This is a genomic window from Rhodococcus sp. CX (genome assembly GCF_015865005.1).
In the GTDB taxonomy this organism is placed as follows: Bacteria; Actinomycetota; Actinomycetes; order Mycobacteriales; family Mycobacteriaceae; genus Rhodococcus.
Genome location: NZ_JADZGH010000058.1, coordinates 5,626 through 16,906, shown reverse-complemented (window position 1 = coordinate 16,906; position 11,281 = coordinate 5,626). Strand labels below are relative to the sequence as shown.

The following is an 11,281-nucleotide window of genomic DNA, read 5'->3' as shown; positions in this document are numbered from 1 at the left end:
GTGCCGCATCTGCCGGCTCAGCCGGCGGCCGCCACCGAGGGGCCCGGCCGGTCCCGCCGCGGCAGCACCAGGGGAGTACCCGTCGTCGGGTCGCTGCCCACCTGCACCGGATACGCGTAGACGCGGCTGAGCAACTTCTCGGTGAGCACCTCACCGGCCGGCCCGTCCGCGACGACCCGGCCGCGTTCGAGCACGCACACCCGGTCGGCGTAGGCCGCGGCCAGCCCCAGATCGTGCAGCACCACCACCACGGCGTGCCCGTGATCGGCGCGGGCCCGCACCACCTGCATCACCGCTTCCTGATGCCCGAGATCCAGGGCCGCGGTCGGTTCGTCGAGCAGCAGCGTCTCGGTGTCCTGCGCGAGCACCCGCGCCAACGCGACCCGGGCACGTTCACCCCCGGACAGCGCCGGGAACGGACGATCCTGCAGGTGCGCGACGTCGCATTCGGCGAGCGCCGCGGCGACCAGGGCGTCGTCGTCACCCTGCCGTGCGGTGCGCGCCCACGCCGACCGGCCCATCCGCACCACCTCGACGGCGGTGAACGGGAACCCGACCGTGTGCTGCTGGGGGAGCACCGCCCGGCGCCGCGCCAACGCGACCGGCGCCCACTCCTCGAGGGGGCGCCCGTCGACCTCGACGCGGCCGCCCGAGATCGGATGATCACCGGTGAGCGCGGCCAGCAGCGTCGACTTGCCGGCGCCGTTCGGCCCGACGAGCGCGAGCACCTCCCCGGCCCGGACCTCGACGTCGACGTCGTGCAGGATCTGCCGGTCGCCGCGGTGCAGCCGCACCCCGGTCGCGCGCATCGTCACCGCTCCGGGCCCGGAGCGTTCCGGGACCTGCCGGTCGTCTCGCCACCGGCCGAACACGCGGGAACGGCTCATGCCCACCCTCCCTGGCTCGCGCGGGTGCGGCGCAGCATCCAGAAGAACACCGGCCCGCCGATCAGCGAGGTGAGCATGCCCAACGGCAGATCGGCGTTCGCGACCAGGGTGCGGGCGCCGAGGTCGGCGGCGAGCAGCGTCACCGCGCCGCACACGGCACTCGCGCAGATCAGCCGCCGATGCGCGGGACCGAGCGCCATCCGCATCAGGTGCGGCACCACCAGGCCCACGAACAGGATGATGCCGGTGAACGCGACCGCCGCGGACACCAGCACCGCGACGATGACGATCGCGACCTGCCGCACGCGTTCGACGTCGACCCCCAGGTGCCGGGCCACGGACTCGCCGAGCGAGAGCAGATCGAGCTTCGGGGCCAGCACGACGGCCGCGGCGATCCCGGCGAACGTCAGCGGCGCCACCACCGACACGATTTCCCAGGTGGCGCCGCCGAGGCTGCCGAGCTGCCAGAAAACGATCTGGTCGCGGGCGGCGGGGTTCGCGACGAACGTGAACAGCGCGATCAGCCCGCCCGCGACGGCGTTGACGGCCACACCGGTGAGGATGACCGTGACGACCTCGGTGCGCCCGTTCGACCGCGACAGCGCGTACACCAGGGCGGTGGTGAGCAGGCCGGCGACGAACGCGGCCCCGGCCAACGCCCAGCCGGCGGTGAACGCGCCGCCCAGCACGATCACCAGCGAGGCCCCGACCGCCGCGCCGGAGGAGACACCGATGACGCCGGGTTCGGCGAGCGGATTGGCGAACACCCCCTGCAGCAGCGCGCCGGCGCAGCCGAGAGCGGCGCCGACGAGCATCGCCAGCACCACCCGCGGGAACCGCACCTGCCACAACGCGACGTCGCCGGCCGGGTGCGCGGGCATGGGCCCGACATCCAGTCCGAGCCGGTGCAGCAGGCTGCCGACCACCTCGGCCGGGGACGTCGGCACCTGCCCGAGGCACGCGGACACCAGCGCCAGCACCACCAGCGCGACGGTCAGCCCGGTGAACACCAGGGTGCTGCGCCGGGCGCCGGCCTCCTTCGTGCTTGCGGGCGTCGCGGTGCTGTCGGTGACCGTGGTCATTCCTGGGCCTGCGGATACAGGGCGTCGGAGAGCGCGGCCAGGACCTTGCCGGTGTCGGGACCGAAGCTGAGCAGCACCGAATCGTCCATGTCGATGATGCTGCGGTTCTTCCCGGCGGGGGTCTGCTCGACGCCGGGCAACGCCGCGAGACCGTCGGGACCGCCGACCGATTCCAGACTGTGCGTCATGATCAGGATCACGTCCGGTGCGGAGGCGATCATCGCCTCGCTGGTGATCGGGGTGAACTCGGCGGTGAGTCCGGCGACCGTGCCGGCGTCCCGGGCGCCGAGCGCGCCGATCAGCGCGTCGGCCCCGGAGCCCGGACCGCCGAGCATCTTGATCGCCGAGCCGCGCAGATACAGGAACGCCACGGTCGGTTCGGGATGGTCCGCGGGGATCGACGCGCTCGCCGCGGCGATCTCCTCCTCGGTGCGCTGCACCAGCGCGGCCCCCTGCTCGGGCACCCCCAGCGCCGCCGCGACCGCCTCGATCCCGGACGCGACCGTGTCGAGGGTGCGGGTCGGGTCCACGAACACCACCGGGATCCCGGCGGCCCGCAACTGCTCCTGTACGGCCAGCGGCCCGATCGACGAGTCGGTGAGCACCACCGTCGGATTCAGCGCCAGGATCGCCTCGGCGTTCAGGCCGTGCCCGCCCGGGGTGACATTGGGCAGATGCTCCGACGCCGGGAAACTCGCCGTCGACCGCCCCACCAGGTTGGCGCCGAGACCGAGGGAGAACACGGTCTGCGCGAGGGTGCCGGAGCGGTCCGCGGTGACGATGCGCGAGACATCGGTGACGGTGACGTCGACCCCGTCGAAGCTGCGGACCGTCACCGGCAGCGTCGGGACCGGGTTCTCCGCGATCGGTCGCGGATCCCGGTCGGCGATCATCGCGGTGCGCGCCCCGGTGGCCGGCGCCGAACCGGACTCGCCGGTGGCACCGCAGCCGGCGACGGCCAGCACCGTCACCAGCGGAAGGAGAAGGGACAGAAGGCTACGGCGAAGGCGGGTCATGACTGCGGGGTCGCCACCCGGTAGCTGTCGAGATCGGCGCCGAGATCGGCGAACAGATCGCGGTTGAGACCGAACACCAGGTTCGCCTCGTCGATCACGGCCTGCTGTTGCGCGCTGTCCAAGGGGGCGGCGTCGAGCTTCGCGCGGTACGCGTCCTTGAACGGTTTCGTCTTCGGGATCTCGTCGAAGGTGTAGAAGCGCAGGCCGTCGCGTTCGTAGCCGTAGGCACGCTCGAGCATGCGGCGGATGATCTGGCCGCCGGACAGATCACCGAGATACCGCAGGTAATGGTGTGCCAGGTATGCCTCCGGGGAGGTCGCGGCGACCTCCTCGAGCCGCTGCACGTACCGCACGGTGGCCGGCAACGGCGTCACCGTGGCCCGCCAGTCGTCGCCGAGCAGGAACTGCAGATCCGCCTCCAGCGCGGCGGTGCGCAGCAGCTCGTCGGCGAGGAACGGGCCGACGATCGGATCGTCGGCATAGCTCGCGCCGATCCGTTCGAGGGCCTCGTAGATGAACCAGGACTGGGCCAGCAGGGCGGCATAGCCGGCCGTGTTGAGCTGTCCGCCGAGCAGCTCGGTGACGAACGCCGAATTCTCGGTCTCGCTGTGTTCCGCGGCAGTTCCGGATTTGATGCGCTCGGCGAATCCGGCAACCTCGGTGGCGGTCATATGCTCTCCCTGTTGTAGCCAACCCGAACCTACGGAGCAGGGTAGCCTAACTTTCGGAGAGTGCGCGAACGCGGGTTTCCCCTCCGCCCCAGTGGATTCAGGCCCGCAGCGGATTCAGGCGCTCACATCGTCGAGCGCGGACGCGATCGCCGCCGGCAACTCCAGCTCCTCCGCCACCAGCACCCCGGTCAGCTGCGCCAGATCCCGGGCACCGACCAGCGCCGACGCCACCCCGGGCCGGTCCCGCACCCACGCCAGCGCCACCGCCAGGGGAGAGGTGCCCAGCCCGTCCGCGGCGGTGACCACCGCGTCGACCACCCGCACCGCCGAATCGGTCAAATAGTGACGAACCTCCTCCGCGTGCACCTCGTCGGCGCCGCGCGAATCGGCCGGAATCCCGCTGCGGTACTTGCCGGTGAGGACACCCCCGGCCAGCGGCACCGCCGCGAACACCCCGGCGCCGTGATAGGTCGCGGCCGGGATCAGCTCCTCCTCGACGCCCCGCGCCAGCAGCGAGTACTCGACCTGGGTGCTCACCAGACGCGCGCCCCGCGGCGCCGCGGACGCCGCGGTCGCGAGCTGCCAGCCCAGATAGCCGCGCACCCCGACGTAGCGCACGCGGCCGCTGGTGATCGCGTACTCGAGCGTCGCCGCCACCTCGTCCACGGGTGTCTGCGGATCCCACGTGGCGACCTGCCACACATCCAGATGATCGGTCCCGAGTTCCCGCAGCGTCGCATCGAGCTGCGTGAGCAGTCCACCGCGGGAACAGTCGACGCGTCCCTCACGGAGCTTGGAGGTGTCGATCCCCGAGCTACCCGACAACACCAGCCGATCGCGCGGCACCACGTCGTCGAGCAGCTCGGCGAGGATCCGCTGCGACATGCCGTCGCCGTACGCGGGCGAGGTGTCGACGAGGGTGCCGCCGGCGTCGACGAACGCCGACAGCTGCGCCGCGGCTTCGTCCCCGTCGGTGCCGCGACCCCAGGTCAAGGTGCCCAAACCGAGCCGCGAGACGCGCAGCCCGCTCGCTCCCACCGTTCTCTGTTCCATAACCGCCCGCGTTTCGTGACCGTCCGATCGGGTCGCCGGGCCGCAACCGCGACTCCTCGCCCTGGCACGCACCCTAGTGCCGCGAGGGTCCCGAAGTCGGCCAGGCGCGCCGCGTACTGTGCCCCGAGTGAGATTCGATCGCCCCCTGTGCCGCTGCCCCCACTCCCGTGCGGAGATCGTCGCATGATCGGCGAGTCCATGACCTGGATTCAGGCGATCGTGCTCGGCATCGTCCAGGGGCTGACCGAATTCCTGCCGGTGTCCTCTTCGGGACACCTGCGCATCGTCTCCGAGGTGTTCTTCGGATCCGACGCGGGCGCCTCCTTCACCGCCGTCACCCAGCTCGGCACCGAAGCCGCCGTGCTGGTGTTCTTCGCCCGCGACATCTGGCGCATCCTCCTCGCCTGGTTCCGTGGCCTGCTCCACAAGGAACTGCGCGTCGACCACGACTACAAGATGGGCTGGTACGTGCTGCTCGGCACCATCCCCATCGGCATTCTCGGATTCGTCCTCAAGGACGAGGTCCGCACCGTCGCCCGCAACCTGTGGCTGGTCGCGACGATGCTGATCGTGTTCTCCGCCGTCATCGCCGCCGCCGAGTACTACGGCCCCAAGAAGCGCGGCATCGAGCAGCTGACCCTGCGCGACGGCCTGGTCATGGGCACGGCGCAGGCCATGGCCCTCATCCCCGGCGTGTCCCGGTCCGGCGGCACCATCTCCGCCGGCCTGTTCCTCGGCCTCAACCGCGAGGCCGCCGCCCGCTACTCGTTCCTGCTCGCCATCCCCGCCGTCGTCGCCTCCGGGCTGTTCAGCCTGCCGGACGCGTTCGAACCCGCGGGGGAGGGACTCAACGCGTCCGGGCCGCAGCTGCTGGTCGCCACCGTCATCGCCTTCGGCGTCGGCTACGCCGCGATCGCCTGGCTGCTCAGGTTCGTCACCAACCACTCGATGTACTGGTTCGTCGGCTACCGCATCCTGCTCGGCGTCCTCGTGCTCGCCCTGCTGGGCACCGGGGTGATCTCCGCGACCTGACCGCGCGGCGCGCCCCCGCGCGGCGCCGTGACCTGCCCGGGTGCGGGTGGCCCATTAGGCTGGATTCCATGACGGTGATCCTGCTGCGGCACGGACGTTCGACGGCCAACACCTCGCGGGTGCTGGCCGGTCGTTCTCCGGGTGTCGAACTCGACGAACTCGGACACATCCAGGCCAAGGGTCTGATCGCCCGGTTCGCCGGCCTGGAGATCACCGAGATCGTGCACTCGCCGCTGCTGCGCTGCCAACAGACGGTCGCTCCGCTCGCCACCGACCGCGGCCTGACCCCGCTCGTCGACGACCGGCTCGCCGAGGTCGACTACGGGCAGTGGACCGGCCGGGAACTGTCCGAACTGGTCCGCGAACCGCTGTGGAAGGTGGTGCAGCAGCACGCCTCCGCGGCCGTGTTCCCCGGTGGGGAAGGGCTGGCGCAGGTGCAGGCCCGCGCGGTCGCCGCGGTCCGCGAACACGACGCCCGGCTCACCGAACAGCACGGCCGCGACGTCGTGTGGATCGCGTGCAGTCACGGCGACGTCATCAAATCCGTCCTTGCCGACGCGCTCGCCACGCACCTGGACGGGTTCCAGCGGATCGTCGCGGAACCGGCCTCGCTCAGCGTCGTCCGCTACACCGAGACGCGTCCGTTCGTGCTCCGCATCAACGACACCGGCCCGGATCTGACCGGGCTCGCCGTCCCCCCGAAATCGGTGCCCGGCGGCGAGGTGAACCCGGCCGGTGACCCCCCGACGACGGCGACGTCCGGCGGATAATGGCAGTGTTCGGCTCATTCGAAACATACGACTCGAGGAGGTGCGATGGCCCGCGCGATACACGTGTTCCGGACCCCGGACAGGTTCGTCGCCGGCACGGTCGGTGAACCCGGCGACCGGGTGTTCTACCTGCAGGCCGTGCACGAGTCCCGCGTGGTGAGCGTCCTGCTCGAGAAACAGCAGGTGAAGATCCTCGCCGATCGCATGGGCCTGCTCCTCGAAGAGGTGCACCGGCGGTTCGGCACCGACCTGCCCGAAGATCCCGACATCGACATCAGCCCGCTGATCACCCCCATCGACGCCGAATTCCGGGTCGGCACCATGGGACTGGGCTGGGACGCCGACACCAGCGCCGTCGTCGTCGAACTCCTCGCCGTCACCGAGGCCGAACTCGACGAGTCCGTCGTGCTCGACGACACCGAGGAAGGACCCGACGCGGTCCGCGTGTTCCTCACCCCCGAGCAGGCCCTCGAGTTCGCGGCCCGCTCGGAGATGGTCGTCTCCGCCGGCCGCACCCCGTGCCCGCTGTGCGGCGAACCGATCGGCGGCGGCGGCCACGTGTGCATCCGCACCAACGGCTACCTGCGCACCCCCGGGTTCGATCCGGCATCCTGGTTCGGTGAGGAGTCCTGACCAGGTGAGCATCCCGGACATCCGAGATGTGCTCGAGCGCGGTGAACTCACCGTCGTCGGCCGTGTCGTGCACGCGAGCAACGCGACCCTCGTGTGCGACGCGACCCTCGACGGCACCGTGGTGCGCTGCGTCTACAAACCCGTCCGCGGCGAGCGGCCGCTGTGGGATTTCCCCGACGGCACCCTCGCCGGCCGGGAGGTCGCGTCGTACCTGATCTCCGAGGCGCTCGGCTGGGGCGTCATCCCGGTGACCGTGCTGCGCGACGGGCCGTTCGGCACCGGCATGGTGCAGCAGTGGATCGACACCCCCGACCCCGACGACGCCCCCGACGGGCACATCGAGCTGATCGACCTGTGCCCGGCCGGGGCCGTCCCCAGCGGCTGGCTGCCGGTGCTGCGGGCCCGCGACTACGACGGCGCCGAGGTCGTGCTCGTCCACGCCGACGACCCGCGCCTGAACCGCATGGCCGTGCTCGACGTGATCCTCAACAACGCCGACCGCAAGGGCGGGCACGCCCTCGAAGGACTCGACGGCGGTGTCTACGGCGTCGACCACGGCATCTGCCTGCACCAGGAGAACAAGCTGCGCACCGTGCTGTGGGGCTGGGCGGGCCGATCCGTCGACCCGGAGCTGCTCACCGACCTCGAGAAACTCGCCCAGCGACTCGACGGCGAATTCGGCAACGAGCTGCGCGCCTACATCACCGGCGCCGAGGTCGCGGCGCTGCGCGCCCGCATCACCGCGCTGCTCGCGCGGCCGGTCATGCCGAAGCCGCTCGGGGACCGTCGCATTCCGTGGCCCGCGTTCTGATCGACGACCGGCCTCGCTCCGGGTCGCTCAGCGGCCTCCACTAGGCTTCAGCCATGCAGTCTTGGTCCGATATCGCGCTCCCGTCCGTCCCTGGTCAGGGACCGCCGTTGCGGTTGTACGACACCGCCGACCGGGCGGTCCGTCCCGTCACCCCGGGCGCCACGGCCACCATGTACGTCTGCGGGATCACCCCCTACGACGCGACCCACCTCGGGCACGCCGCCACCTACCTCGCCTTCGACCTCGTGAACCGCATCTGGCGCGACGCCGGACACGACGTGCACTACGTCCAGAACGTCACCGACGTCGACGACCCGCTGTTCGAACGCGCGAACCGGGACGGCGAGGACTGGGTGGTCCTCGGCATGCGCGAGACCGCGCTGTTCCGCGAGGACATGGAGGCGCTGCGGGTGCTGCCGCCGCGCGACTACATCGGCGCCGTCGAATCGGTGAACGAGGTCGTCGAGCTCGTCGAGAAGCTGGTCGCCTCCGGGGCCGCCTACGTCGTCGACGACGCCGAATATCCGGACGTCTACTTCCGGGTCGACGCCACCGAACAGTTCGGCTACGAATCCGGCTACGACCACGACACGATGATGCGGTTCTTCGCCGAACGCGGCGGCGACCCCGACCGCCCCGGCAAGCGCAACCCCCTCGACGCGCTGCTGTGGCGCGCGCAGCGGCCCGGGGAACCGGCGTGGCCGTCCCCGTTCGGTGACGGCCGGCCCGGCTGGCACATCGAATGCGCCGCGATCGCCCTCAACCGCATCGGCGCCGGCTTCGACGTGCAGGGCGGCGGCAGCGACCTGATCTTCCCGCACCACGAATTCTCCGCGGCGCACGCCGAGGCCGTCACCGGCGGCCGCCGCTTCGCGCGGCACTACGTGCACACCGGCATGATCGGCCTCGACGGCGAGAAGATGTCCAAGTCCCGCGGCAACCTGGTGTTCGTCTCCAAGCTGCGCGGCGAGGGCGTCGACCCGGCCGCGATCCGTCTGGGCCTGCTCTCCGGGCACTACCGGCAGGACCGCGCGTGGACGGCCGACGTGCTCACCGCCGCCGAGGCGCGGCTGGAGCTGTGGCGTCGGGCCGCGGCACTGGAGTCGGCCGCCTCCGCCGAGGATGTGCTCGCGCGGCTGCGGCAGCACCTCGCCGACGACCTCGACACCCCCAAGGCCCTCGACGCCCTCGACGGCTGGGCGACGTTCGCGGTCGAGCGGGGCGGGGACGACGCCTCGGCACCCGGCCTGTTCGCGGACGCGGTGGACGCGCTGCTGGGCATCGCCCTGCGCTGACGCGCCCGTGCGTGGTTTCGGTAGCACCCGCTACCGGAACCACGCACGGGCGGTCAGTGGCGGTCCGGGAGTTTCGTCAGCGCGGAACCCTTGTGGGCGGCGACGTGATCGGTCTTGTCGCTGGCGATCTCGTATTGGGGCTCGTCCTCGGTGGCGTGACGGGTGTGCCCCTTGTACTCGAAGTCCTTCGTGTGAACCTTCGTGATCGTGCCGGAGACCCGGCCCGCCTCGGAATTCCAGCCGACGTGGTCGCCGACCGCGAACTTCTCGCTCATGCGGTGTCTCCTGTCGTCTGCGGGTAGGTCACGACGCCGTCGGGACCCACCGACGGTGCCGCACCCCACTGTCCCAGCTCGTGCCGCCTCGGAGCGGCGTCGGTCATCAGGTGCACGACCGTCCATCCCCGTGCCGCGAGGACGTTCGCGATCAGCAGGCGGTGACAGCGCCAGGGCATCGGCTCGCCGCACATGATCGCGACGTGCCGGTCCGTCGCGAGGTCGGTGAGGCGCGCGAGACCGGCCTCGAAGGCGGGCGTGAGGGTGTAGTCCGCGTAGTTCTTGAAGCCGGCGTTCCGCCACCCGGCGTTGAGGGCCGGGTCGACGTCCCTCTGCTTCGGGCGCCGGCCGCCGAGCTCGGCCAGGTGCAGGTATCCGATGCCGGCGCCGTCCAGCCAGGCCGGCATCGCGTCGGCGTCGAACTGCGGGCTCCGGCGCGAGCCCGGCATCTTGCGCACGTCGACGAGCAATTCGATATTCGCCGAGGTGAGCGTGTCGAGCACGACGGCGGGCGGGCAGGTCCAATGCCCGATCGTCCACAACGTGCCGGGACCAGCGCTCATGCTGTGCGTCCTTCTCTCCGAACGGTCGCGTACCTCGACCGTATCCGGCACCCTTGCGAAGCCTCGGCGAACGGGCGCACCCTCAACGGATGGCACTCGCACCGGGCATCGGGATCACGGGCGCTGCAGCGGCCGCCATCTACGCGGGCCTGATACGTCCTCGACTCGTGCGATGGGGGGCCACCGAGGACGAGATCACCGGACAGTTCCCCGGCGCCGAGCTGGTTCCCGACGGCGAGAGATCGGGAGCCATGGCCGTCACCATCGACGCTCCGCCCGAACAGGTCTGGCCCTGGCTGGTGCAGATGGGCTGGGACCGGGGCGGCTGGTACTCGTGGGATCACCTGGACAACGCGGGCCGTCCGAGCGCGAGCCGGGTTCATCCGGAGTGGCAGGATCTCCGGTGCGGAGACACCCTCCGATACTGGGCGCCCGGCGCGGGTCCCGGAGACGCGTACACCGTCGCGACGATGGAGAAGAACCGGTTCCTCGGCCTCCACGGTCTGAGCGATCTACGCGGCCGAACTCTCGACCCTCGTCAACCCCGCCCCTCCGCCTACATCGAAGGATCGTGGGGCTTTCTGCTGAAGGAGCTTCCCGGTCGGCGCACCCGGCTGGTCATCAGCGGGTATCAGACGGGCCGTCCGCGCTGGGTCGCCCGTTTCGTGTATTTCTGGGTCTTCCCGCCCATGGTGTGGATCATGCAGGCCCGCATGCTGAGGGTTCTCAAGCGCAACATCGAACGTGCCGCCCGGACTTCGGAGCCTCCGACGGACGCGGTTGCGCCCCGCGGAAATCTCATTCGTCCACGCGGGTGGGCCGGGCTGCGCCGCGTCCGGCCCGGCCGCATCCCGATCCGGGACACCCACCTGTATGTCGACGTCGTCGGGCAGGGCCCTCCGCTGCTGATCATGCATGGTGGCCCGTCCGCGGATCTGTGGACGATGCAGTCGCTGCGGGCGTGCGCGGATCGGTTCACGCTCGTGTTCTACGACCATCGCTGCAACGGTCGCTCGGTCGGTGCGCCCGTCGAATCGATGACCTGGGAGAACCTGACCGCGGACGCCGACGGCCTGCGTGAGCACCTCGGATTCGAGCGGTGGGCGGTGCTCGGACACTCGTTCGGCGGGCAGGTCGCGCTCGAATACGCGCTGCGCTACCCCGACCGCGTCTCGCAACTCGTCCTGCTCGAC

The 11,281-nt window shown here is 71.0% G+C and carries 13 protein-coding genes; 6 read left to right on the top strand and 7 right to left on the bottom strand.

The genetic code is table 11. From position 1 onward, the window contains the following. Positions 1-17 precede the first annotated feature (17 nt). From I0Q12_RS05905 to I0Q12_RS05885, 5 genes are all read right to left on the bottom strand, one after another. Positions 18-887: a heme ABC transporter ATP-binding protein gene (locus tag I0Q12_RS05905; RefSeq protein ID WP_197251053.1), complete on the bottom strand. Its 870-nt coding sequence runs from the start codon at positions 885-887 to the stop codon at positions 18-20. Continuing rightward, positions 884-1,969, bottom strand: coding sequence for an iron ABC transporter permease (locus I0Q12_RS05900; protein WP_197251052.1), 1,086 nt, complete (start codon positions 1,967-1,969; stop codon positions 884-886). The genes I0Q12_RS05905 and I0Q12_RS05900 overlap by 4 nt, the downstream gene beginning before the upstream one ends. Further along, positions 1,966-2,985 (bottom strand): hemin ABC transporter substrate-binding protein, encoded by a 1,020-nt coding sequence (locus tag I0Q12_RS05895; RefSeq protein WP_197251051.1) that lies wholly within the window; start codon positions 2,983-2,985, stop codon positions 1,966-1,968. Before I0Q12_RS05895 ends, I0Q12_RS05900 begins: the two co-directional genes overlap by 4 nt. Then, positions 2,982-3,656, bottom strand: coding sequence for a heme oxygenase (biliverdin-producing) (locus I0Q12_RS05890; RefSeq protein WP_197251050.1), 675 nt, complete (start codon positions 3,654-3,656; stop codon positions 2,982-2,984). Before I0Q12_RS05890 ends, I0Q12_RS05895 begins: the two co-directional genes overlap by 4 nt. A 114-nt stretch (positions 3,657-3,770) precedes the next feature. Further along, on the bottom strand, positions 3,771-4,709 hold the full coding sequence (locus I0Q12_RS05885) for an aldo/keto reductase (RefSeq protein WP_197251049.1): 939 nt from the start codon (positions 4,707-4,709) through the stop codon (positions 3,771-3,773). A 186-nt stretch (positions 4,710-4,895) separates the two neighbouring features. Here I0Q12_RS05885 and I0Q12_RS05880 point away from each other — a divergent pair, with 186 nt between their 5' ends. The 5 genes from I0Q12_RS05880 (at position 4,896) to mshC (ending at position 9,250) form a co-directional block, all read left to right on the top strand. Further along, positions 4,896-5,741, top strand: a complete 846-nt coding sequence (locus I0Q12_RS05880) for an undecaprenyl-diphosphate phosphatase (RefSeq protein WP_197251055.1) — start codon at positions 4,896-4,898, stop codon at positions 5,739-5,741. Between the two features lie 68 nt (positions 5,742-5,809). Then, on the top strand, positions 5,810-6,511 hold the full coding sequence (locus I0Q12_RS05875) for a histidine phosphatase family protein (RefSeq protein ID WP_197251048.1): 702 nt from the start codon (positions 5,810-5,812) through the stop codon (positions 6,509-6,511). Positions 6,512-6,556: 45 nt separating this feature from the next. Next, positions 6,557-7,144 (top strand): DUF3090 domain-containing protein, encoded by a 588-nt coding sequence (locus tag I0Q12_RS05870; protein WP_197251047.1) that lies wholly within the window; start codon positions 6,557-6,559, stop codon positions 7,142-7,144. 4 nt (positions 7,145-7,148) lie between these two features. Further along, positions 7,149-7,955: an SCO1664 family protein gene (locus tag I0Q12_RS05865; protein WP_197251046.1), complete on the top strand. Its 807-nt coding sequence runs from the start codon at positions 7,149-7,151 to the stop codon at positions 7,953-7,955. 53 nt (positions 7,956-8,008) lie between these two features. Then, positions 8,009-9,250, top strand: coding sequence for a cysteine--1-D-myo-inosityl 2-amino-2-deoxy-alpha-D-glucopyranoside ligase (mshC, locus tag I0Q12_RS05860; protein WP_197251045.1), 1,242 nt, complete (start codon positions 8,009-8,011; stop codon positions 9,248-9,250). A gap of 53 nt (positions 9,251-9,303) precedes the next feature. Here the strand turns inward: mshC and I0Q12_RS05855 are convergent, their stop codons facing one another. Together I0Q12_RS05855 and I0Q12_RS05850 are read right to left on the bottom strand one after the other, a co-directional pair. Next, positions 9,304-9,525 carry a DUF2945 domain-containing protein gene (locus tag I0Q12_RS05855; protein WP_197251044.1) on the bottom strand — a complete coding sequence of 74 codons (222 nt, stop codon included), beginning with the start codon at positions 9,523-9,525 and terminating at the stop codon, positions 9,304-9,306. Beyond that, on the bottom strand, positions 9,522-10,088 hold the full coding sequence (locus I0Q12_RS05850) for a DUF488 family protein (protein ID WP_197251043.1): 567 nt from the start codon (positions 10,086-10,088) through the stop codon (positions 9,522-9,524). The genes I0Q12_RS05855 and I0Q12_RS05850 overlap by 4 nt, the downstream gene beginning before the upstream one ends. Positions 10,089-10,177: 89 nt before the next feature. Here I0Q12_RS05850 and I0Q12_RS05845 point away from each other — a divergent pair. Beyond that, on the top strand, positions 10,178-11,281 hold a 1,104-nt coding region (locus I0Q12_RS05845), incomplete at its 3' end, for an alpha/beta fold hydrolase (protein WP_231610095.1).

Bases quoted from the DNA above. Each gene is read 5' to 3' on its own strand.
- I0Q12_RS05905 (WP_197251053.1), bottom strand. From the start codon at position 887: ATGAGCCGTTCCCGCGTGTTCGGCCGGTGGCGAGACGACCGGCAGGTC.
- I0Q12_RS05900 (WP_197251052.1), bottom strand. From the start codon at position 1,969: ATGACCACGGTCACCGACAGCACCGCGACGCCCGCAAGCACGAAGGAG.
- I0Q12_RS05895 (WP_197251051.1), bottom strand. From the start codon at position 2,985: ATGACCCGCCTTCGCCGTAGCCTTCTGTCCCTTCTCCTTCCGCTGGTG.
- I0Q12_RS05890 (WP_197251050.1), bottom strand. From the start codon at position 3,656: ATGACCGCCACCGAGGTTGCCGGATTCGCCGAGCGCATCAAATCCGGA.
- I0Q12_RS05885 (WP_197251049.1), bottom strand. From the start codon at position 4,709: ATGGAACAGAGAACGGTGGGAGCGAGCGGGCTGCGCGTCTCGCGGCTC.
- I0Q12_RS05875 (WP_197251048.1), top strand. From the start codon at position 5,810: ATGACGGTGATCCTGCTGCGGCACGGACGTTCGACGGCCAACACCTCG.
- I0Q12_RS05870 (WP_197251047.1), top strand. From the start codon at position 6,557: ATGGCCCGCGCGATACACGTGTTCCGGACCCCGGACAGGTTCGTCGCC.
- mshC (WP_197251045.1), top strand. From the start codon at position 8,009: ATGCAGTCTTGGTCCGATATCGCGCTCCCGTCCGTCCCTGGTCAGGGA.
- I0Q12_RS05855 (WP_197251044.1), bottom strand. From the start codon at position 9,525: ATGAGCGAGAAGTTCGCGGTCGGCGACCACGTCGGCTGGAATTCCGAG.
- I0Q12_RS05850 (WP_197251043.1), bottom strand. From the start codon at position 10,088: ATGAGCGCTGGTCCCGGCACGTTGTGGACGATCGGGCATTGGACCTGC.